The 20560-nt window shown below is 73.0% G+C and carries 20 protein-coding genes and 1 riboswitch; of the genes, 17 read left to right on the forward strand and 3 right to left on the reverse strand.

Annotated features, from left to right (window positions below; genetic code table 11):
* Positions 1–20 precede the first annotated feature (20 nt).
* The 6 genes from ACFVXH_RS02885 (at position 21) to ACFVXH_RS02910 (ending at position 6582) form a co-directional block, all read left to right on the forward strand.
* The gene (locus ACFVXH_RS02885) at positions 21–641 is read left to right on the forward strand and encodes a TetR family transcriptional regulator (protein ID WP_049660100.1); all 621 of its coding nucleotides are present in this window, start codon (positions 21–23) and stop codon (positions 639–641) included.
* A 113-nt stretch (positions 642–754) separates the two neighbouring features.
* A riboswitch (cobalamin riboswitch) is annotated at positions 755–838 on the forward strand.
* A gap of 106 nt (positions 839–944) precedes the next feature.
* On the forward strand, positions 945–2213 hold the full coding sequence (locus tag ACFVXH_RS02890) for a prenyltransferase/squalene oxidase repeat-containing protein (protein WP_387819764.1): 1269 nt from the start codon (positions 945–947) through the stop codon (positions 2211–2213).
* A complete protein-coding gene (locus tag ACFVXH_RS02895; protein WP_387819766.1) occupies positions 2213–3016 on the forward strand; it encodes an SCO2322 family protein in 804 nt (267 codons plus the stop codon). The genes ACFVXH_RS02890 and ACFVXH_RS02895 overlap by 1 nt, the downstream gene beginning before the upstream one ends.
* Before the next feature lie 16 nt (positions 3017–3032).
* Entirely contained in the window at positions 3033–4148 is a 1116-nt protein-coding gene (locus tag ACFVXH_RS02900) for a CbiQ family ECF transporter T component (RefSeq protein ID WP_375874112.1), read from the forward strand.
* Positions 4145–5749 (forward strand): ABC transporter ATP-binding protein, encoded by a 1605-nt coding sequence (locus ACFVXH_RS02905; protein ID WP_387819768.1) that lies wholly within the window; start codon positions 4145–4147, stop codon positions 5747–5749. Before ACFVXH_RS02900 ends, ACFVXH_RS02905 begins: the two co-directional genes overlap by 4 nt.
* Positions 5746–6582 (forward strand): ECF transporter S component, encoded by an 837-nt coding sequence (locus ACFVXH_RS02910; RefSeq protein ID WP_074000827.1) that lies wholly within the window; start codon positions 5746–5748, stop codon positions 6580–6582. Before ACFVXH_RS02905 ends, ACFVXH_RS02910 begins: the two co-directional genes overlap by 4 nt.
* Here the strand turns inward: ACFVXH_RS02910 and ACFVXH_RS02915 are convergent.
* Positions 6579–7388 (reverse strand): helix-turn-helix domain-containing protein, encoded by an 810-nt coding sequence (locus ACFVXH_RS02915; RefSeq protein ID WP_387819770.1) that lies wholly within the window; start codon positions 7386–7388, stop codon positions 6579–6581. The genes ACFVXH_RS02910 and ACFVXH_RS02915 overlap by 4 nt on opposite strands.
* A gap of 250 nt (positions 7389–7638) precedes the next feature.
* Here ACFVXH_RS02915 and ACFVXH_RS02920 point away from each other — a divergent pair, with 250 nt between their 5' ends.
* A complete protein-coding gene (locus ACFVXH_RS02920) occupies positions 7639–8451 on the forward strand; it encodes an alpha/beta hydrolase (protein WP_053112003.1) in 813 nt (270 codons plus the stop codon).
* On the opposite strand, the gene ACFVXH_RS02925 is transcribed toward ACFVXH_RS02920, so the two are convergent.
* Complete coding sequence (locus ACFVXH_RS02925) at positions 8448–9761, reverse strand: multiprotein-bridging factor 1 family protein (RefSeq protein WP_387819772.1); 1314 nt, start codon at positions 9759–9761, stop codon at positions 8448–8450. The genes ACFVXH_RS02920 and ACFVXH_RS02925 overlap by 4 nt on opposite strands.
* Positions 9762–10083: 322 nt before the next feature.
* Here ACFVXH_RS02925 and amcB point away from each other — a divergent pair, with 322 nt between their 5' ends.
* Genes amcB through ACFVXH_RS02945 form a run of 4 tightly spaced genes read left to right on the forward strand, consistent with a single transcriptional unit; the run spans position 10084 to position 12844 of the window.
* Positions 10084–11232: a cyclophane-forming radical SAM peptide maturase AmcB gene (amcB, locus tag ACFVXH_RS02930; RefSeq protein WP_074000824.1), complete on the forward strand. Its 1149-nt coding sequence runs from the start codon at positions 10084–10086 to the stop codon at positions 11230–11232.
* Positions 11229–11399, forward strand: coding sequence for a multiple cyclophane-containing RiPP AmcA (gene amcA / locus ACFVXH_RS02935; protein ID WP_198959297.1), 171 nt, complete (start codon positions 11229–11231; stop codon positions 11397–11399). The genes amcB and amcA overlap by 4 nt, the downstream gene beginning before the upstream one ends.
* A gap of 60 nt (positions 11400–11459) precedes the next feature.
* A complete protein-coding gene (locus tag ACFVXH_RS02940) occupies positions 11460–12158 on the forward strand; it encodes a pentapeptide repeat-containing protein (RefSeq protein WP_049650506.1) in 699 nt (232 codons plus the stop codon).
* Positions 12155–12844, forward strand: coding sequence for a hypothetical protein (locus ACFVXH_RS02945; RefSeq protein WP_074000823.1), 690 nt, complete (start codon positions 12155–12157; stop codon positions 12842–12844). The genes ACFVXH_RS02940 and ACFVXH_RS02945 overlap by 4 nt, the downstream gene beginning before the upstream one ends.
* 144 nt (positions 12845–12988) lie before the next feature.
* Here the strand turns inward: ACFVXH_RS02945 and ACFVXH_RS02950 are convergent, their stop codons facing one another.
* The gene (locus ACFVXH_RS02950; protein ID WP_387819775.1) at positions 12989–14077 is read right to left on the reverse strand and encodes a methyltransferase domain-containing protein; all 1089 of its coding nucleotides are present in this window, start codon (positions 14075–14077) and stop codon (positions 12989–12991) included.
* A 154-nt stretch (positions 14078–14231) separates the two neighbouring features.
* Between ACFVXH_RS02950 and ACFVXH_RS02955 the strand changes: the two genes are divergently transcribed.
* The 6 genes from ACFVXH_RS02955 (at position 14232) to ACFVXH_RS02980 (ending at position 20445) form a co-directional block, all read left to right on the forward strand.
* Positions 14232–15545, forward strand: a complete 1314-nt coding sequence (locus tag ACFVXH_RS02955; protein WP_387819776.1) for an XRE family transcriptional regulator — start codon at positions 14232–14234, stop codon at positions 15543–15545.
* A 106-nt stretch (positions 15546–15651) separates the two neighbouring features.
* Complete coding sequence (locus ACFVXH_RS02960; RefSeq protein ID WP_387819778.1) at positions 15652–16776, forward strand: RICIN domain-containing protein; 1125 nt, start codon at positions 15652–15654, stop codon at positions 16774–16776.
* Between the two features lie 27 nt (positions 16777–16803).
* A complete protein-coding gene (locus ACFVXH_RS02965) occupies positions 16804–17484 on the forward strand; it encodes a M15 family metallopeptidase (protein WP_387819780.1) in 681 nt (226 codons plus the stop codon).
* 117 nt (positions 17485–17601) lie between these two features.
* Positions 17602–18018: an NUDIX hydrolase gene (locus tag ACFVXH_RS02970; RefSeq protein WP_387819782.1), complete on the forward strand. Its 417-nt coding sequence runs from the start codon at positions 17602–17604 to the stop codon at positions 18016–18018.
* Between the two features lie 82 nt (positions 18019–18100).
* The gene (locus ACFVXH_RS02975) at positions 18101–19501 is read left to right on the forward strand and encodes a hypothetical protein (protein ID WP_387819784.1); all 1401 of its coding nucleotides are present in this window, start codon (positions 18101–18103) and stop codon (positions 19499–19501) included.
* Between the two features lie 110 nt (positions 19502–19611).
* Positions 19612–20445, forward strand: a complete 834-nt coding sequence (locus ACFVXH_RS02980; protein ID WP_387819786.1) for a LysR family transcriptional regulator — start codon at positions 19612–19614, stop codon at positions 20443–20445.
* The last annotated feature ends 115 nt before the right edge of the window (positions 20446–20560 follow it).

Genomic DNA, 20560 nt, shown 5'->3' on the forward strand with positions numbered 1-20560 from the left:
TCGCCCGCCCGGGAGCACCCTTGCCGCCACCCCCTCCTTCCACCTCTCCGCAGCTCTCGCCCCCGGGCGAGCCGCCGCTGACCGCGCGCCAGGCCGAACGGCGCCGGCGCATCCTGCGGGCCGCCACCGCGCTGGCGGTGCGGGGCGGGTACGAGGCGGTGCAGATGCGGGAGGTCGCGGAGGGCGCCCAGGTCGCCCTCGGCACGCTCTACCGGTACTTCCCGTCCAAGGTCCACCTGCTGGTGGCGGTGATGCTGGAGCAGCTCCAGGGCCTCCAGGAGCACATCCGGCGGCACCCGCCGACCGACCGCGAACCGGCGCCGCGGGTCGCCGACGCCCTCACCCGGGCCTTCCACGCGCTGCAGCGCGAGCCGCTGCTGGCCGAGGCCATGGTCCGGGCGCTGTCCTTCGCGGACCGCTCGGTGGGGGCCGAGGTGGACCAGGTCAGCACGGCCACCGGGCAGCTCATCCTGGACGCGATCGGCCAGTCCGGACCGCCCACCGAGAGCCAGCGCGCGGCGGTGCGGGTGATCGAGCACACCTGGCACTCGGCGCTGGTCGCCTGGCTCTCCGGGCGCGCCTCGATCGCCGAGGTCCGGGCCGACCTGCACACCGCGGCCCGGCTGCTCGCCCTGCCGTGAGCCGCCCTCCCTCCTGCTCCGACTGGAACCTGTTCCTGCCTGCTGCGGGGCGCCCGTGGCGCTCCGGCGGCTAGAGTCGACAGTCGGCACAACTCCATCCCGCTCCTCCCCCGGGGAAAGCCGGTGCGAATCCGGCGCTGACCCCGCAGCCGTGAGACCGGCGCCGCCATCGGCCGCCCGGACGAGTCGGAGCACCCGGGGAGGGGCGAGCGGCCAGTCCGGACGCACGCGCCCGGCACCGTCGAGGACTACGGAACGGCCCCGCCCGGGCCACCACCGCTCACCGAAAGGCACACCCGCACCATGCTGACCGCCGCCCGCCTGGGCGCCGCCGCCCTGTCCGCCGCGCTGCTCACCGGCCTCGCCGCAGGACCGGCCCTCGCCGACAGCCCCGCGCCGACCCCCGCCGCCGTTCCCGACGGGCTGTACGGCAAGAGCGACCCGACGTACGACGGCGTCTGGCGGCAGTCGCTGGCGCTCACCGCGCTGACGGCGGCCAAGGTCACCCCGGCCGACTCGGCCGTCGGCTGGCTCACCGGGCAGCAGTGCGAGGACGGCGGCTGGCCCTCGTACCGGGCCGCCGGCGCGGCCTGCGACCCCAAGACCGAGGACAGCAACGCCACCGCCGTCGCCGTCCAGGCCCTGGTCGCCCTCGGCGGGCACCAGGAGGCCGTCGACAAGGGCGTCGGCTGGCTCAAGGCCAACCAGAACGCCGACGGCAGCTGGGCGTACAACCCGGGCAGCCCCGGCGACGCCGACTCCACCGGCCTCGCCGTCAACGCGCTGTTCGCCGCCAAGACCGACCCGGCGGGCGTCGCCAAGGCCGGCAGGTCCGCCTTCGACGGGCTCGCCCTCTTCCAGCTCGGCTGCACCGCCCCCGCCGACCAGCGCGGCGCCTTCGCCTACCAGACCGACCCGGCCGGCGGCGCCCTCACCCCGAACGCCCTGGCCAGCGCCCAGGCCGCGCTCGCCGCGAGCGGCGGCCACCTGCCGGTCGCCGGCACGGTGCACGCCGACGCCGCGCCCAAGGCCCTGGCCTGCGCCGACGCCCCGGCCGCCCAGGGCTCCTCGGCCTCCTCGGCCCCGGTTTCGCACGCGGAGTCCGGCGAGGCCGTCGGCGCCTACCTCACCGCCCAGCTCGCGGCCGGCGGCGACCACCTCACCCTCACCACCCCGGGCGCCGCCCCCACCCCCGACTACACCGCCACCGCCTGGGCCGCCCTCGCCCTCAGCCAGAGCGGCCACCCTCAGCAGGCCGCCGGCGCCGTCGACTGGCTCGGCAAGGAGGGCGCCACCTGGAGCAAGGGCGGCACCGACGCCGGCGCCACCGCCACCCTCCTGCTGGTCGCCCAGGCCGCCCACCGCGACACCGCCGCCCTGACCGGCCAGCTCACCGCCCTCGGCCCGGCACCCAAGGCCACCGACGCCTCCGCCACGGCGACGGCGACCGCCCCGGCGAAGAAGAAGGACGGCGGCATCGGCCAGTACTGGCTGATCGGCGTCGGCCTGCTCATCGGCGTCGGCGGCGGCCTCCTCCTCAGCCTCCAGCGCAAGCGCAACACCCACCTCTGATGCGTCCCGCCTCCCACGCCGCTCCCGGCGGGCCGGGCCCCGGCCTGCCGGGCGGGGGTGCCCGCGCCCGCCGCCGCACCGCCCTCGCCGCGCTGCTCCTCCCCCTCCTCGGGGCGGTGCTGCTGCTCGCCTCCGCCGCTCCGGCGCAGGCCGCCGGGTACCGGTACTGGTCGTTCTGGCGCGGCGCCGAGGGCGGCAGCTGGACGTACCAGCAGCAGGGGCCCTCCGTCGCGGTGCCGCCGGACGGGGCCGTGGACGGGTGGCGGTTCGCGCTGAGCCCGGACGGCGGGCAGGACGCCGCGAAGCCCCGGACGGCCGGGAGCTTCGCCGACATCTGCGCGGACACGCCCGCGCAGGAGGGCCGCAAGCGGGTGGCCGTCGTGCTGGACTTCGGCACCGCCGAGGACGCCGGCTCCGCCGCCGGTTCGTCCGCCTCCGGCTCGTCCGCTTCCGGTTCGTCCGTCTCCGGCTCGTCCACCTCCGGTTCGTCCGCCGCCTCGGTGCCCGAGCAGCGCACGGCCTGCGCCACCGTCGCGCCCCGCGCCACCTCGGCCGAGGTGCTGGCCACCGTCGCCCCGCCGCTGCGCTACGACACCAACGGGCTGCTGTGCGCCATCGCCGGGTACCCGAAGGCGGGCTGCGGCGACCAGGTCGGCGCGGCCGGTGCCGCCCAGCCGGCCGCCGGATCCGCCGACCAGAGCACCGGCAGCGGCCCGGACGTCGGCCTGATCGCCGGTGGCGCGCTGGTGGCCGTCCTCGCCGGTGGCGCCGTCTGGCAGGCGCGCCGCCGCCGTCACCCCTAACGTCCCCCACCCAGGAATCACCGTGAGCAGCACCGCCGTCCGTACCACCCGGCCGCCCACCGGCCCCCGTCAACTGCACCCCGGGGCCTGGTGGTTGTGGGCGCTGGGGCTGGGCGCGGCGGCCACCCGCACCACCAACCCGGCGATCCTGCTGCTGCTCGTCGCCGTCGCCGGGTACGTGGTCGCGGCCCGGCGCGGCGATGCGCCGTGGTCGCGCTCGTACGGGGCGTTCCTGCGGCTGGGCCTGCTGGTGCTGGGCATCCGGCTGGTGTTCGCGGTGTTCCTCGGTTCGCCGGTCCCGGGCACCCATGTGCTGTTCACGCTGCCCGAACTGCCGCTGCCCGTCTGGGCGCAGGGCGTGCGGATCGGCGGCCGGGTCACCGTCGAGGGGCTGCTCGCGGCGCTGTACGACGGGCTGCGGCTGGCCACCCTGCTGGTCTGCGTCGGCGCCGCCAACTCGCTGGCCAGCCCGGCCCGGCTGCTGCGCGCCCTGCCCGGCGCGCTCTACGAGGCGGGCGTCGCCGTCGTGGTGGCGATGACCTTCGCGCCGAACCTGATCGCGGACGTCCGCCGGCTGCGTGCCGCGCGGCGCCTGCGGGGCCGTTCCGACAAGGGCGTCGCGGCCGTGCTGAGCGTCGGACTCCCGGTGCTGGAGGGCGCGTTGGAGCGGTCCATCGCACTGGCCGCCGCCATGGACACCCGGGGGTTCGGCCGCACCGCCGACGTCCCGCGCCGGCTCGCCCGGGCGACGGCCGCGCTCACCCTGGCCGGACTGCTCGGGGTCTGCCTGGCCGCGTACGGGCTGCTGACGGCCGGTGGCGCGGGCTGGGCGCTGCCCGTCCTGCTGCTCGGCCTGGCCGCCGCCTTCGCCGGCCTGCTGCTGGGTGGCCGACGGTCCGTCAGAAGCCGCTACCGGCCCGACCCTTGGGCCGTCCCCGAGTGGCTGACGGCCGGTTCCGGGGCGGCCGTGGCGGCCCTCACCACATACCTGGCCGCGCGGGACCCGGCCGCCTTCGCCCCCACCGTCGTCCCGCCGACCGTCCCCGCGCTGCCACTGGCCGCCGTGCTGACCGTCCTGCTCGGCCTGGTACCGGCGTTCGCCGCCCCGACCCCGCCCCGGAGGGCATCGTGATCACCTTCGAGCAGGTCTCCGTCCGGTACGCGGACTCGGCCGCACCCGCCCTCGACGGCGTCGACCTGACCGTCCCCGAGGGCGAACTCTGCCTGCTGGTGGGCCCGTCCGGCTCCGGCAAGTCCACCCTGCTGGGAACGGTCAGCGGCCTGGTGCCGCACTTCACCGGCGGGGTGCTGCACGGCCGGGTCACCGTCGGCGGCCGGGACACCCGCGAGCACCGTCCGCGCGAACTCGCCGACCTCGTCGGCACGGTGGGGCAGGACCCGCTGGCGCACTTCGTCACCGACACCGTGGAGGACGAACTCGCCTACGGCATGGAGTCCCTGGGCCTGCCGGGCGACGTGATGCGCCGCCGGGTCGAGGAGACCCTCGACCTGCTCGGCCTCGCCGACCTGCGCGACCGCGCGCTGAACTCCCTCTCCGGCGGCCAGCAGCAGCGCGTCGCGATCGGCTCGGTGCTCACCGTGCACCCGCGCGTGCTGGTCCTGGACGAGCCCACCTCGGCGCTCGACCCGGGCGCGGCCGAGGAGGTGCTGTCCGTCCTCCAGCGGCTGGTGCACGACCTCGGCACCACCGTGCTGATGGCCGAGCACCGGCTGGAGCGGGTCGTCCAGTACGCCGACCAGGTGCTGCTGCTCACCCCCGACGCCCCGCCCGTCCTCGGCGAGCCCGCCGAGGTGATGGCGCACTCCCCGGTGCACCCGCCGGTGGTCGGCCTCGGCCGGCTCGCGGGCTGGCGGCCGCTGCCGCTCTCGGTCCGCGACGCGCGCCGCAAGGCCGCGCCGCTGCGCGCCCGACTGGACGGCCGGACGCCCGCTCCCGCCGACCGCCGTGCCGGCGCCGCCCCCCTCGCCGTCACCGACCGCCTCGCCGTCCGGCGCGGCCCCGTCCCGGCCCTGCGCGGCGTGGACCTCGCCCTCCACCCCGGCGAGATCACCGCCCTGATGGGCCGCAACGGCGCCGGCAAGTCCACCCTGCTGGGCAGCCTGGTCGGCCTGCACGCCCCCTCCTCCGGCAGCGTCAGGGTCGGCGGCCGCACCCCGCACCGCACCCGCCCCGCCGAACTGATCCGCGAGGTCGGCCTCGTCCCGCAGGACCCGCGCGACCTGCTGTACGGCGAATCGGTCGCCGCCGAGTGCGCCGCGGCCGACACTGACGCCGGCGCCGCCGCCGGCACCTGCCGCGCCCTGGTCGAACGCCTGCTGCCCGGCATCGACGACGACACCCACCCGCGCGACCTCTCCGAGGGCCAGCGGCTCACCCTCGCCCTCGCCGTCGTACTCACCGCCCGGCCCCCGCTGCTGCTCCTCGACGAGCCGACCCGCGGCCTCGACTACGCCGCCAAGGCCCGGCTGGTGGAGATCCTGCGCGGCCTGGCGGCCGAGGGCCACGCCGTGCTCCTCGCCACCCACGACGTCGAACTGGCCGCCGAACTCGCCCACCGCACGGTGATCCTCGCCGAGGGCGAGATCGTCGCGGACGGCCCGACGGCGGAGGTCGTGGTCTCCTCCCCCGCCTTCGCCCCGCAGGTCGCCAAGGTGCTGGCACCCGGGCCGTGGCTCACCGTCCGGCAGGTCGCGGAGGCGCTGGACGCATGAGCACTCGTCCCGTCCCGCTGGGACGCCGGTCCGTCGCGGCGCTGCTGTCCGTCTCCTTCGTCGGCGTCGCCGCCTTCGGCTGGCCGCTGCTCGCCTCCACCAAGTCGGCGCTGGTCGGCCACTCCACCGACGCACCGTGGCTGTTCGCCCTGCTGCTCCCCCTCCTCCTCGCCGTCGTCATCGCCCAGATCTCCGAGGGCCGCTCGGCGGGCGGCGGCGCCCCCGGCCTGGACGCCAAGTCCGTGGCCCTGCTGGGCGTCCTGGCCGCCGCCGGCGCCGCCCTCCGCCCCCTGGGCGCGGGCACGGCGGGGCTGGAGCCGATGTTCTTCCTGATGGTGCTGTCCGGGCGGGTGCTCGGCCCGGGCTTCGGCTTCGTCCTCGGCTCGCTGTCGATGTTCGCCTCCGCGCTGCTCACCGGCGGGGTCGGGCCGTGGCTGCCGTTCCAGATGCTGGCGATGGGCTGGGTCTGCCTGGGTGCGGGCCTGCTCCCGGGGGCCTCCTCGCTGCGCGGCCGCCGCGAACTCGTGGTGCTGGCGTCCTATGGCGCCATCGCGTCCCTGCTGTACGGCACGATCATGAACCTCCAGGGCTGGCCGTACATCGGCGGCCTGGCCGGCTCCATCTCCTTCGTCCCCGGCGACCCGCTGCCCGCCAACCTGGTCCGCTTCGCCGCCTACTGCCTGACCACGTCGCTGGGCTGGGACCTGCCGCGTGCCGCACTCACCGTGGTGCTCTGCCTCACCCTCGGCACCCCCGTCCTGCGCGCCCTGCGCCGCACCACCCGCCGCGCCGCCTTCGACGCCCCGGTCACCTTCCGCCCGCCGGAGCGCTAAGCGCCGCCCGCCCGGCACGCCCCGCACACCTGCCCGGCTCCCGCCACGGGCCGCCCGCACATCCCGCCCCGGCCGGGGCACTCGTGCCTGCGGGGCCCATCGCTTGCCTTCCTGGACGCCGGAACGGTCGGCACCTTGGCGATCCGCGCCGCCAGGATCGCCCCGACGCTGTGCGTGACCTTGTCCGGCAGCGGAGCCGCGATGATCCCCGCCAGCGCGTCCCGCGTCCACCCACTCGCGAGCAACCCCTCCACCCGCGCGGCTTGATCACTCAAGGGCTTCCCCGCCAGGGCCATCTTCGGCTCCCGGCACCCGAGTTCGAGCAGCAGCGCCATGCCCGCCGTCAACTTCTCCGGGGGACGGACGGAAGGTTCTTCCACGTCCTTGGTTTCCCGTTCCTTGGAAGGGCTTCCCGCCTTCCCGACGCCTGGCCCACCTGGAGCTGGACCACCGGCGGCCGGGGGCACGGGAAGCGGCGGCACCGTGTGCACCGCCTTGCCCGTCGTCACCGGCACCTCGTGCACCGAGACGACCGTCCGCACCTGCCCGGTCAGCGGGTCCCGCTGGGTGCGCCGGACGTAGTGCCCGGCCGCCTCCAACTCCCTGAGCGCCCGCGCGACGGTCGTCCGACCCTCCACGCTCTTGGCGGCCAGCGTGCGGACGTCTTCGCGCGCCCCGTCCGGCAGGCTGAGCAGGTAGCTCAACAGCCCCCGCGCGGCCCACGACAGCGAGTGCTTGCGGACGACATGCCCGTTGTCCAGGATCGTGTACCCGGGAGCATGCTGAGGGATACGATGAATCTGCATCGTGGAGGTCTTCTCTCCTGGTGCCAAACCCCGGGGTGTTGGAGCACCGCCGGGGTTACTTGTGCCCGTGCACCGGGCGCTTCTCCAAGCACCCGACACCACAATCTTCACCGCAACGCAGTAACACCTCGTCAAACCCCCACCCACATCACCCTTTCGTGCGGCGCGAGCGCACGCCCCCCAGCGCGCCCCGGAACCTCCGCTCCCTGGACGCTCCAGCCTCGTCCGCGAGTTGATACCGTCGGTGGACATGACTGACTACGAGACCGCATTTCGGTCGCTGGACGGCACCGCACTGTCCGGCACGGTCACTCCCTCGCCAACTCCCCCAACTGCTCTGGCCGTTCTCGCACACGGCGCCGGCGTCACCCGTGAAGAAGGCGGATTCTTCGGCCGCCTGGCGGCCGGTCTCGCCGCCACCGGCATCACCTGCCTCCGCTTCGACCTGCGGGCCCACGGCAGGAGCGCCGGGCGCTTCTCCGACATCACGATCGCCTCCATCGCCAACGACATCCGGGCCGCGTCCGGACACCTGGCAGAGATCGCCGATCGCCCCGGCCGGGTCCACGTCGTTGCCGCCTCGTTCTCCGGCGGTGCGGCAGCCCTACATGCCGGAAGCCGACCCGATGAGGTCGACAAGCTGGTCCTGCTGAACCCACGTATGGACTACCGGAACCGCTTCATCACCGAAGCAGCCGGATGGGTCGAGGACCGCCTCTCCACAGAGCACGCCGTGAAGCTGGACGAGCGTGGCTTCTCCGTCCGTCAACCGTTCGAGACGGGCCGCGGTCTCCTGAACGAGGTCTTCCACCTCGACCCCGTGCAGCTCTGCACCGGCGTGCGGTCACCCGTGCTCATCATCCACGGTACGAAGGACACCTTCGTCGACATCGAACTGTCCCGTCGATTCGCGCCGCTCTTCGGCGCCGGGGCCGAACTGTACGAACTCGACGGCGCGCAACACGGGTTCGCCGTCCACGACGACCCGTCCTACGCCCACCCGCAGTCCAAGGCCTGGCAGAGCGAGGTGATCGCCAAGGTGGCGGAATTCGTCTCGTCCTAACATGACACGGTCACCATCAGACGTTCGTGGAACTCCCGCACCGCCGGACGGTCGCGGTGCGGGAACAGGATCTCTGCCGTGCGGTGGAGTTCGGTGATCACCTGCCCATAACGCGGAGGCGCGGCCACGGCCAGGGCACGGAGAGCCGCGTCAGCCGCCTCGTCAGGCTCACCTGCCTCGGCGAGAGCCCCCGCCAGGAACGCGCTGTAGTGGGCATGGTCGCGAGGTCCGAGGACGCTCCCCGAGAGATGCGCCCGAAACACCGCAACTGCTTTGTCCGGCCGCTTGGCCTCACGCCAGCAGATCCCGGACTGCACCATCAGCCGATCGCGGGTGTAGCCGTCCCCGAGAGGCCCGGTGCAGGTCGCCGCCCCGCACGGCTCGGCCGCCTGGTCCAACGAACCATGCGCCTCGTCCAGGACTCGCTCGATCTGCTTCTCGGCGGCCCCGGTCATCGCAAGTCCGCGCGCCTTCTGCTGAAGTGCCTCAGCACGTGGACGTGGCGGAAGGACCCACGGCCCACTGGTGGCCGCATCTGCCAAGGCGAGTATCCGAGCCGGATCGTGGCGTCCCATGGCCTGCGCCTGACGCAGAAGAACGTAGGCGTGCATGGCACCGTCGCTGGTGAAGGTGGCCCATTCTTTCGACTGGTTGTGCCAGTAGGTGATCGTCCGGTGAGGCGATCCGGCATCCCGGTGAAGCCACGCTGCCAGTTCGGCCGCACGCGCCCCCAGGCCGAGTAGCTGTTGACGAATGCCGGGCTTGGCATCTCGTGCAGCACCGTTGATCGCGGAGAGGATTCCAAGCGCGGCGGGCATTGCCCGATGCGGCCCGTCGAGAAGATCAATCCGAGCCGTCTCGTCCAGCGCGTTGCGCAGATGATCGACAAGATCCTGGTCGGCGTATCGGTAGGCGTCCCGGGCTGCGGCTGCGAGATGGTCCAGTGCCGCAAGATCGAGCAAGGGTGCGACAAGAGCACCGCCTACGAATGTTCGGCGAAGCACATGATCCTCCATGCCGGGTTCGTCATCGGCCGCAGTGTCCCGCGCCATCGCCTTGCTGGCGGGCGGAACGAAGCCCAGGTGCCCCAAGGGCATACCGAACATCCGGATCAAGACCTGACGCGCGTCCCGGTTCGGCCACAGGGTCTGTCCCGATTCCCACCGTCTGACCTGACGCACCGAGATCCTGGCCTTCGAGCCCGAGGTGCCAGCCGTGGCGTTGTACGCCTCAGCGAAGTCCTCCTGAGTGCGCCACCCACGCTTGATCCGCGCAGTGACGAACGTTCCATTCGGTGTGTGTCCGGGCATCTCTGCACCCCCGCAGATCCAGGCTAAGCCGCCGACATCGGCCAGCGACAGGAGATACGGCGTACCGATCGAAGTGTCCGGTGATGTGTCCTCCAGTCTGACCTCGTCTCATCCGCAGAAGCACTGTTGACTGATGATCAGCCGCTCTGGAACTGGAAATCGCCATCGGGTTCGGGAGTTCCTGGGCGGCCGAACGATCCGGCATCCCAGCGGGAGGCCTGCGTGACCTCCCGATCGCCACGGAGCTGGTCAGCAAATCCTGCAAGACCGTGCACGCAGACCTCCGCTTCCAGTGATCGTCCCTACGCTTGAGAGGACCACCGTGGCCCGCACACCTCCACTCACCTCCCGCGAGCGCTACCGCCGGCGGATCTCCCCCCGACCGCGGTCGGTCGTCGTGCAACCGGACGGCTTCTGCAATGTGGCGTGCAGCTACTGCTACCTCCCCGGAAAGGACCGTCGGACGCCGATGACGTCCGATGTCGCCGAGGCCATTGCCCGGTCGATCCGCGAGATCGCAACCGTCGATGCCCCGATGGACCTTGTGTGGCACGCGGGTGAACCGCTGGCGCTCGGGACGTCGCGTCTCTCCGAGTTGACCGATCCGTTCGAGAGCCTTCGGCATGAAGGCCTGCTGCACCACTATGTCCAGACCAACGGCACCTTGGTCAGTGACCGCTGGTGCGAGTTCTTCGCGGAGCGCGAGGTACGTGTGGGGGTGAGCATCGACGGTCCCGCCGAGTTCAACACGGAGCGCGTCGACCGCCGAGGAAAGCCTGTCTTCGATCGCACCCTCCGAGGCATTGCGCATCTTCGCCGACACGGAATCGGCTTCTCCACGATCGCCGTGGTCACAGTGGACAGCATCGGCCGGCCGGAGGACCTGCTGGACTTCTTCGCCGAACTGGGCTGCCACACCGTAGGAATCAACATCGAAGAGCGCGAGGGAGCCAATGCCCACCGCCCCGTCCCCATGTTCGAAGCCGCAGCCGAGTTCTGGAACCGCGCGATCGCCTGGACTCGTTCGAACCCCGGCCTGACCGTCCGCGAAATCGATCGCCTTGGCGCCTACCTGCGCTCCCTGCGAGGCGGAGACGGCTGGCAAAGCGTTCGGATCGACCCCATCCCGACCGTCTCTTCAATCGGGGACGTCGTTCTTCTCTCCCCTGAGCTGGCGGGCGTCCAATCCCCCGAGTACCACGACTTCCAGGCCGGGAACGTCCTGCAGCTCACCATCCGCGACATGCTGGCCAACGCCCATCGGCTCCGCTACGTGGACGAGTTCCTGACCGGCCTGGACGCCTGCGAGGCCACCTGCGAGTACTTCGGCTTCTGTCGGGGTGCTCAGGCCGGAAACAGGTTCTTCGAGAACGGCCGCTTCGACTCCACCGAGACGAACCACTGCCGCGTGTCGCGGCAGGCCCTTCTCACCGCCCTGTCCGATACCGTCCGAGCGGAGACCGCGTCATGACCTTGCTCGAACTGCTGAAGACCATCGAAACCGACGTGATCAGCGACCTGGTGGATGCCGGCACGACCGGCCCCGCGGTGGCGAAGTTCGACAACCGCCCCACCTGGGACAACGCCGGCCCCAAGTTCGACAACCGTCCGACCTGGGACAACTGGAACAAGAAGTGAGCGTCGCCGGGCCAGTGCCGACCGGCGCTGGCCCGGCGCAACGGAAAGCGAGCATTCACCATGCCCAGCCGTTCCTTCGGCCGTATCAGCATCACCTTGCCCGATCTCACCGGTGGCTACCTCTCCAGCACCTCGACCTTGGAGAGCGGCCGGGGCATCGTCCAGGAGTTCGCCTATGCCGACGCCGATCTACGCGACCTCGACCTGGCCAACACCCGTCTCCTCACCGGCCGCGTCACCAACCTTCGTGCTTCCCGTGTTCGCATGGACGAGGTACGCGTGGACTCGGTCGAATTCACCGACTGCGACCTGGGAAATCTCCAGTGGGTCGACAGCAGGCTGTCGCGCGTCGTCTTCAGGAACTGCAAGATCATGGGCGGGAACTACAACGGCCTCACCCTCGACAACGTGCTGTTCGACCACTGCAAGCTGAACTACTCCACCTTCGAGAAGCTCCGCACCACCGGCCCGCTCGCTTTCACCGACTGCGTGCTCACCGAGTCGGCCTTCAACGGGTGCGACCTCACTGCTGCGGTCTTCGACGGCTGCTCGCTACGAGACACCGAGTTCGGCCGCGGCACCTATCGAGCGACCGACCTGCGCGGCAACGACCTGTCCATGCTTCGGGGTATCGGCAACCTCACGAAGGTCATCATCGACCGCCCCCAGCAGATCGAGCTCGCCCAAGCGCTCATGGCCGAGCTGGAGGTCACTTTCGGGGATGACCTCGACGGGCCCGGGTCCAGGAGGACTCCATGAGTCTCAAGGTCGCCCACGCCTCACCTGCCGCCCTCGCAGCCCGCACCCAGGTCGCCAGTGTCGGCACGACCCGCGGCGACGCCCGGTTCGAAGAGGGTGCTGTCATTCCCATCGGCCCTTGGCGTTCCCTCGATCACGACGTGATCGACCGGCTCCGACCCGGTCGGTCCACGGCCGACGACATCGTCGTTGAGGTGGTCGGGGCCGAGAGCATCGGCCCCGACCACCTCAACAGTCCTGGAACCCACATGCTTGGCAAGGCTCTCAGCGTCGCCAAGTCACCGACCACGACACCCAACTACCAAGATGGTCGGCTGATCGGCCTGCACGTCGACAACTGGGACAAGCTGAGCCACGCACGCAAGCACACCGGTCGGCGACGACTGTGCATCAACCTCGGGCCTGGCACCCGCTACATCCTGCTCGGTGACGTCGACATCCAGAACGTCTGCCGGACGGTCCGCGAGGATCACGCCGCCTGTTACCCGCACACCGATGACCTCCGGTCCTACGTCGCACGCGGATTCCCCCTCCACTGCTTGCGCATTCGGCTCGATCCCGGCGAGGGCTACATCGCACCCACCGAGTTCCTGCCTCATGACGGCTCCACGGAAGACCAACAGGAATCCACTGCCGCCTTCTGGCTCGGCCGCTGGGCATGCGGCGCCATGGGATCGCTGGTCTGACGCTGTCCGGCAACGTCCCCGAAGGCATCCGAGAGTGTGTCGAGCACCTTCGGGTGCTCCTTGATCACCCGTTCAGGCGGCGCACGCGCGCACAGTCCGGCGCGCCCCGGGCCCGCGAGCCCGGGGCGCGCTTCATGCCACCCCTCACCCGACCACGCGATCCGGCTCGTTCAGCCACACCCGGTGCTCGCCCGCGACGGTGACCGTCAGGCCGAACCGGTCGAGGCCGGGCTCGCCCTGGCGCTGCCACCAGGCATGGGCGGCGGTCACCTCGTCCCACAGGTTCCGGGGGCCGGACTGCGAGACGGCGTGCTTCCCGTCCCGGTCGGCGAGGCGGCAGTGGGCGTACGAGACGCCGTCCCACACCTCGAACCGCCCCGTACCGAAGCGGTCGTAGCCCGCCCACACCTCCCGCCGGAACAGGCCCGGCAGTCGCAGTCCGATCGCGAAGGCAGCGTCGGTGCGCTCGGCCACGGCGGCGGGGTCGAGGGCGGACGGGCCGTGCCGGACGTCCTCGATCTCGAACTCGCCGCTCCCGGGGCGCTGGTCCCGCACCCACATGAACGCCACATCCTCGACGAACGGCCCGCTCGCGGACCGGCCGTCGTCGGCGACGGTGAGCCTCAGCAACCCCCCGTTGCAGAACGCCGTGCCGTACGGGACGACGATCACGCCGCCGGGCACCGTCTGCTCGATCAGCGCCCCGGGGACGCGTTGCACGGCCGCGGTGACATGGGTCCGGTCGTACGGCGCGCCCGCCGGATGGCCGAGCATGCCGTCGCCGACAACGGCCGTGACCGGCAGGCCGTTCGCCGCCAGGCGCCGCCGCGCGGCACCGGACAGTTCGGGATCCAGCTCCACGGTGGTCACGTTCTCCGCCCCGAGCCGGCGCGCCAGCAACGCGGCCGTCCACCCCGCACCGGTGCCGATGTCCAGCACCCGCATGCCGTCGGCGACCCGGAGGTGCCAGAGCATCCGGGCCACGACGGTGGGCATCGAACTGGACGAGGCCGGCGTGCGGCCGTCCTCGTCCAGCCGGGTCACGAGCGGGACGTCCGAGGCGACCAACTCCCCCCACTCGCCCGGCCGTTCCGCCCGGTCGAGCCACTCACCCCCGTGGTGGACCCGGTCCGGGACGAACAGACGTCGGGGCACCGCCCGGAACACCGGCTCCCAGTCGACCGACAGCGCCCCGGACTCCCGGAGCGCGTCGGTGAGCGCGTTCCACTTCACGCGGTCATCCCCTTCATGGAGGAACTCGGTCGATGGTGCGAGTCGAGTACAGCCCAACTCGCCCTCACCGGAAAGCCATTGCCCGTGGTCCCGGGGTTGTCCCGCCCGCACCGGCGGTAGGCTCGCGGTCACTGTCGATGATGGGATTGACCCCGTGGACGACCCGATCCGGCATCCCCTCGCCTACGCGCGCGAACTGCGTCACTGGTCGCAGGGCGACCTCGTCGCGGAGCTGAACAAGGCCGCCCGGCGTCACGGGCTCCGGTCCGGGGCCGACAAGGCGGCCGTCAGCCGGTGGGAGCACTGGCGCAAGACGCCGAACACCGACTCCCAGCTCCTCATCGCCGAGGCCTTCGACGTCCCGCTGTCGGAGTTGGAGGCGTACGGCTGGCCGTACTGGCTGCCTGGGCGGGACGAGCCGCTGCCCCTGGGCGCCGCCCACACCGTCCGAGCACTCCACGACGCCCAGAGAGCCGCCATGGACCGCCGCAGCTTCATGACCTTCAGCGCGATCTCGCTGGGCGGCCTGGCCGCCCAGTGGGCCACGACCGAGCCCGGGCGCCTCGCCTCGGCCCTGGACGGCAAGCATGTGGACGGCGAACTCGTGGACTGGCTGGAGGAGACCAGCAGGAAGCTGACGGCGCTGCCCACCGAGCAGCGCCAGCACACCGTCCGTCTGATGGACGCCCACCTGGCCACCGTCACGGAGCTGATCGAGGAGGGCCGCTACGGCGAGGCGACCGGTCGACGCCTCCACCGGCTGGCCGCCTCGCTCGCCACCACCTGCGGCTGGTACCGCTTCGACCAGGGCCGGCACTGGGCGGCCGGAAAGCTGTGGGAGGCCGCGCTGCAGTCCGCGAACGCCGCGGGCGACCGCGACCACGGCGCCGGGGTGCTGTCCGACTTCGCCTACCAGGCCACCTGGCTCGGCGAGGCGGGGGTCTCCGTCGGCCAGCTCGGACACGCCCTGTCCGGCGTCTCGCACCCGACCGCCCGCTCGCTGCTCCTCCTCCGCCGCGCCAGGGCCCACGCGGCGCTCGGCGACCGCGCCGCCTGCTACCGGGACCTGTCCGACGCCGAGTCCGCCCTCGCCGTCGACGCCGCCGACCCCGCACCCGGGTGGTGCGCGTGGATGAGCCCCGCCGACCTGGCCGTGGACTCCGGCCAGTGCCTCCTGGACCTCGGCCGGCCGGACGAGGCCCGGGCCCGGATCGCGGAGGGGATGGCGCTGCTGCCCCGCGCCAGGGACAAGACGCGCGGCGTCTTCCTGACGTACCAGGCCCGGGGCTACCTGGAGGCCAAGGAGGTCGAGCAGGCCGTGTCCGTCACCGGTGAGTCGCTCGACCTGGCCACCCGCATCGGCGCGCCCCGCTGCGTCGCCCTGGTCCGCGAGCTCGCACCGGCCTTCGAGCCGTACCGCCGGGTCGACGGCGTCCCGGAGTTCCTGGAGCGCCTGCGGGCCTGCTGACCACTGGCCCGTTCCTTCGTCCCCGCACGCCCTGGCGCCGATCCGTCCGATCAAGCGATCATGGTCTTGACGTTCTGTCATATCCCCATGCCGAAAGGTGTCCACGATGCTGGTCGACTGGCCCACCGAGACGTTCGTCCTACGCCTCCACCGCATTCCCGGCCTGGTGGCCGGAGCCGCGCCGGGAAGCCCCGAGGGCACCCCGGTGGTGCTCGCGCCCGAGACCGGTGGCGACGGCGAGCAGTGGGTGGCCGAGCGGTTCCGGGTGCTCAACCACCGGATCCGGCATGTGGCCACCGGCCTCTACCTGACCGCCGAGGAATCGAGCCGGGGCGCCAGGGTCACCCTGCGGCCCAAGTTCTCCGACACCGGCAGCGACTCCTCGTACTGGCGGCAGGCCTGGCGGGCCTTCGTCCAGCGCGACACCGGCCGGCTGATGGCCCTCCACGACTCCTCCAACTGCCTCCTCGGCCTGGCCGAACCGGCGGCCGAACGGCCGGGCGGGCCCCTGATCCTGGAGAAGGGCGCCGGCGCCCAGGACCTGAACTGCACCGCCTGGGCGCCCGCGCCCCTCCCCGCGCCGGAGCCCGCCCCCGCCCCGGCGCCGAAGGCCACCGACCTGCCGGTGGGGACGGGACGGGTCCGGGTGCCGGCCCGCCGCTTCGAGAAGCGCGTGCGGACCATCGAGCAGATCTACGACGAGACCAGCTTCCGGGAGGTCCCCGGCGAGCTCCTCACTCCGGGCACCCGCATCGGGGCCTTCGACTTCGACCAGTACTCCCAGGGCGACTGGTACCAGGAGGGCCGGGAGGGCAGTCTCGTGACCTTCACCGACAGCTACGACACGGCGGGCGCCGTGCGCAGGGCCTTCCACCGGCTGCCGGGGGAACCCGCCCGCTACGTGGACTCCGGCGAGGTCGACGTCCACTACGTCCCGCCGAAGCTCGTCGCCCGCACCAACTTCCCCGCCGCGCTGTTCGACCGCATCGGCGGCCACGACGCCATCTTCCGGACGCCGTACCGGCTGCCCAACGGGCACGGCTTCTACAACCAGCCCGAACGCCGCGAGGGCCTCTACTTCCCCAAGCGCGACGGCGCCGGCACCGTCATCCAGTGGAACAAGACCTGGATCGCGGACAACGACACCACGTCCAAGGTCTTCCTCTGCTTCGACGGCCGCTACTTCATCGACGAGATGGACATCACCTGGGCCGACGACGAGAAGAGCTGACCCCGGACCCGAGACCCAGGAGGCGTGTTGAGCGAGATCATCCTCATGTCCGACCCGAAGGTCGCCGCGGTCCCCGTCCAGGACTGCGGCGAGCGGCTGTCGGACGTACGGCTGTCGGACGTACGGCTGTCGGACGTACGGAGCGGCGGCGGGCTGCCCGTCGACGGGCGCAAGCAGGACGGCACCGGGGCCTTCGCGCAGCTGCGGGCCGGCGTGCTCGACCGGCTGCTCGACGCGCAGGCCGCCCTGCCGGACGGCCTGCGGCTGCTGTTCGTCGAGGGCTATCGGCCGCCGGCCCTCCAGAGCCGCTACTTCGACGAGTACGCCGCCGAGTTGCGGGCCGCGAACCCCGACTGGCCGGACGACCGGATCAGGTCGTCGGCCAGCCGCTACGTCTCCCCGCCGGAGATCGCACCGCACAGTGCCGGGGCCGCCGTCGACCTCACCCTCGTCGACGCCGACGGCCGTGAGCTCGACCTCGGCACCCGGGTCAACGCCAACCCGGAGGAGAGTGCCGGGGCCTGCTACACCCACGCCGACAACATCGGTGCTCAGGCCCGCGCCAACCGGCGACTGCTCGGCAGCGTCCTGACCGGCGCCGGGCTCGTCAACTACCCCACCGAGTGGTGGCACTGGTCGTACGGGGACCGCTACTGGGCACTGGCCACCGGCGCGCCGTCGGCGCTCTACGGGCCGGCGCACCGGTAGCCGACACTGCGCACAGCCGACACGACACGCGGCCCGCTGCCTGCTGTCGGCCGCGCCCGCGGCCCCGGGTCAGGATGGCGTCGACACCGACGCCGTCCTGACCCGAGGAGCAGAGCGATGACCGAGCAGAACCCCGAGCACGCACCCCCCGCCGTCGCCGTCGCGATCGTCGTCGAGGACGGCCGGGTGCTGATGGTGCGGCGGCGGGTCGCCGAGGGCGAACTGTCCTGGCAGTTCCCGGCCGGGGAGGTCGAGCCGGGCGAGTCCGCCGGGGCGGCGGCCGTGCGCGAGACCGCCGAGGAGACCGGCCTGCGCGTCACCGCCGCCCGGCTGCTCGGCGAGCGGGAGCATCCGCAGAACGGGCGGCGGATGGCGTACACGGCCTGCGAGGTGGTCGGCGGCACCGCCACCGTGGTGGACTCCGACGAGCTGGACCGGGTGGTGTGGGCGACCCGCGCCGAGCTGGCCGAGTACGTGCCGTTCCCGCTGTTCCCGCCGGTACGGGAGTACCTCGACGGCGCGCTCGCCGAGTAGGGGCACGCGGTCTCCGGAACTCCTCCCCGCCGGAAGGACGTTCGGACGGGAGACCCCCCTCCCCCGCCCCGGAAGGAAACGCGTGACACCCGCGCACGGAGCCCCGTCCGACCACCCCGCACCGCGAGCCCGCCGGTCGGGGCGGGAACCCGTCACCGACGAGACGGTCGCCCGGCTCCGGGTCCAGGCCCGCACCGACCCCGCCTCGGGCCTGCCCGCGCTGGCCGAGGCACTGCGGGGCCGGGCCTACGGCCGGCCCGAGCCCCGGCCCGAGGACGCCGTCCCGCTCCTGGAGGAGTCCGCCCGCATCTACCGCGCCCTGGTCGCCGACGGCTGCACCGAACACCTGGCCGACGCCGCCCGCGCGCTGTCCTCCCTCGCCCTGCAACTCTCCCTGGCGCACGCCGACGGCCCCGCCCTCGCCGCCCGGCGGGAGGCGGCCGACCTGGCCCGGCGCGCCGAAGCGGACCAGCCGGTGGAAGGCCTCGGCCAGGCCGCCGTCCTGCACGCCGACCTCGCCCACGGCCTCGCCGAGGCAGGACGGTTCGACGAGGCCGTGGACGCCGCCCGCACGGTGGCCGACCGCTCCCGGGCGGTGACCGAGCCCGGCGGGAGCGACCTGGCGTGGCGGCTGCTCGACCTCACCGTGCTGCTCCGCCTCGCGGACCGCACCGAGGAGGCCGTGGCCGTCGAACACGAGGCCCTCGCCCGGCTGCGCGAGGGCCGCACGGATCCGGCCCGCAGCCCCGTCCCGGCCCTGCGGACGGCCGGCGCCGCCCTGTGGTTCGCCGATCTGGGCCGCGCCGAACAGTCCCACCGGCTGCTCGCGGACGCCGCCCGCTCCTGCGAACTCCTGCCCGCCCGCGGCGACGCCGGCAACTTCGGCTTCCACGAGGGCCTGCGGAGCGCCCTGTTCGCCCGCTCCGGCGTACGGGACGAACAGGCCGCGGCCGACACCCCGGACCCGCTCGCACTCGGCGTCGACCCGGGCCGACCCCTCCAACCGGTGCTGGGCCTGAGCCTCCACCACTGGTCCTTCAGCCTGCGCGAGTCCTTCGAGGACGGACTGGCCACCCTCGCGCGGGCCGTCGAAGCCGTCACCGGCAGGCCCGAGCCCACCGACCACCTGCCCGACGAGGACGACCCGTCCGAGCACCCCGACAGCCCCCTCCCCCTGCCGGAGGACCGCACCCTGCTCGCCACCCTCGGCACCCTCACCCGGCGGCTCGACCTCCGCCGGGCGGTCCGCGGAGACCACCCCACCTACTACGCCCACCTCACGCTCCCCCGGCTACGGCGGAGCGTCCGGATCGAACGCCACCTCCACGCGACCGGCCCCACCGACGACACCCACCGCCTCGTCCGGGCACTCACCGACCTCGCCATGGCCCAACTCGTCCACGGCGCCCACGCCGAAGCGACCGCCACCCTCCACGAGGCCCACACCCTCGCCGGACGGCCGGAGGACCCGGGCCGGCGCTGACCTCGGGCACCCCATCCACCCCGTCCACCCCCGTACCCTGTCCCGCAGCACTCGCACAGGCACCGTACGGACCTTCGGGGGAACCGGGGAAACCAGTGGAACTACGTCAGTTGCGCGTCTTCGAGGCCCTCGTCGCCCACCGCACCGTCACCGGCGCGGCCATGGCCCTCGGACTCGCCCCGGCCTCCGTCTCCGAACAGGTCCGCACCCTCGAACACAGCCTCGGCACCGACCTGTTCGACCAGGCCGGGCACGACCTGACCCTCACCCCGGCCGGGGAACGCCTCCTGCCCTGGTCCCGCCGACTCCTCGACCAGGCCGACCAGGCCCGCCGCGAAGTCGCCGTCACCCGGACCCGCCTGCGCCTCGGCGTGCTGGCCGCCGTCGCCGCCACCCACCTCCCGGCCGTCCTGGCCCGCCTCACCGACCACCGCCCCGACCTGGACATCTCCCTCCACACCGACGCCACCCGGGACGTCCTGCTCGACGGCGTCGCCGCCGGAGCCCTGGAAGCGGCCCTCGTCCTCGACGCCCCCGGCCCGCTCGGCGCCCTCGGCTTCCCCCTGCCGCCCGCCCCGCTCGACCACCTCGACCTCCAGACCGTCCCCCTCACCCTGGTCGCCGCCCCCACCCACCCGCTCGCCCGCGCCACCGCCCTCACCCCCGAGCTCCTCCGCGGCCACCGCCTCCTCGTCGACACCCCCGCCTGCTCCTACCACCTCGCCGGCGAACGCCTCCTCGGCCACCACGTCCGACGCCTCCACACCGGCACCGTCCCCACCACCCGCGCCTGCGCCGAACAGGGCCTCGGCATCGCCCTCCTCCCCACCCACGCCGTCCACACCCACCTCACCGCCGGCACCCTCACCCGCCTCCCCCTCAACCCCCCGCCCCTCCACCTCCGCCTCCTCTGGCCCACCCACCACACCCCCTTCCCCACCTGACCCCCGCCCCCGCTCACAGCAGCGCGCCCCGGGGTTCCTTGAACCCCGGGGCGCGCAACTGCCGTACGGACGTCAGGCCTTGGGGCCCGCCGACTGGACGACCTCATCGAAGCCA

It is taken from the genome of Kitasatospora sp. NPDC058184, from assembly GCF_042883725.1.
GTDB lineage: Bacteria > Actinomycetota > Actinomycetes > Streptomycetales > Streptomycetaceae > Kitasatospora.

What these genes read in the sequence shown, in the direction of transcription:
- amcA (WP_198959297.1), top strand. Translation starts at nt 11,229, where the DNA reads ATGACCTTGCTCGAACTGCTGAAGACCATCGAAACCGACGTGATCAGC.
- ACFVXH_RS02910 (WP_074000827.1), top strand. Translation starts at nt 5,746, where the DNA reads ATGAGCACTCGTCCCGTCCCGCTGGGACGCCGGTCCGTCGCGGCGCTG.
- ACFVXH_RS02895 (WP_387819766.1), top strand. Translation starts at nt 2,213, where the DNA reads ATGCGTCCCGCCTCCCACGCCGCTCCCGGCGGGCCGGGCCCCGGCCTG.
- ACFVXH_RS02945 (WP_074000823.1), top strand. Translation starts at nt 12,155, where the DNA reads ATGAGTCTCAAGGTCGCCCACGCCTCACCTGCCGCCCTCGCAGCCCGC.
- ACFVXH_RS02940 (WP_049650506.1), top strand. Translation starts at nt 11,460, where the DNA reads ATGCCCAGCCGTTCCTTCGGCCGTATCAGCATCACCTTGCCCGATCTC.
- ACFVXH_RS02915 (WP_387819770.1), bottom strand. Translation starts at nt 7,388, where the DNA reads ATGCAGATTCATCGTATCCCTCAGCATGCTCCCGGGTACACGATCCTG.
- ACFVXH_RS02925 (WP_387819772.1), bottom strand. Translation starts at nt 9,761, where the DNA reads ATGCCCGGACACACACCGAATGGAACGTTCGTCACTGCGCGGATCAAG.
- ACFVXH_RS02920 (WP_053112003.1), top strand. Translation starts at nt 7,639, where the DNA reads ATGACTGACTACGAGACCGCATTTCGGTCGCTGGACGGCACCGCACTG.
- ACFVXH_RS02960 (WP_387819778.1), top strand. Translation starts at nt 15,652, where the DNA reads ATGCTGGTCGACTGGCCCACCGAGACGTTCGTCCTACGCCTCCACCGC.
- ACFVXH_RS02970 (WP_387819782.1), top strand. Translation starts at nt 17,602, where the DNA reads ATGACCGAGCAGAACCCCGAGCACGCACCCCCCGCCGTCGCCGTCGCG.
- ACFVXH_RS02890 (WP_387819764.1), top strand. Translation starts at nt 945, where the DNA reads ATGCTGACCGCCGCCCGCCTGGGCGCCGCCGCCCTGTCCGCCGCGCTG.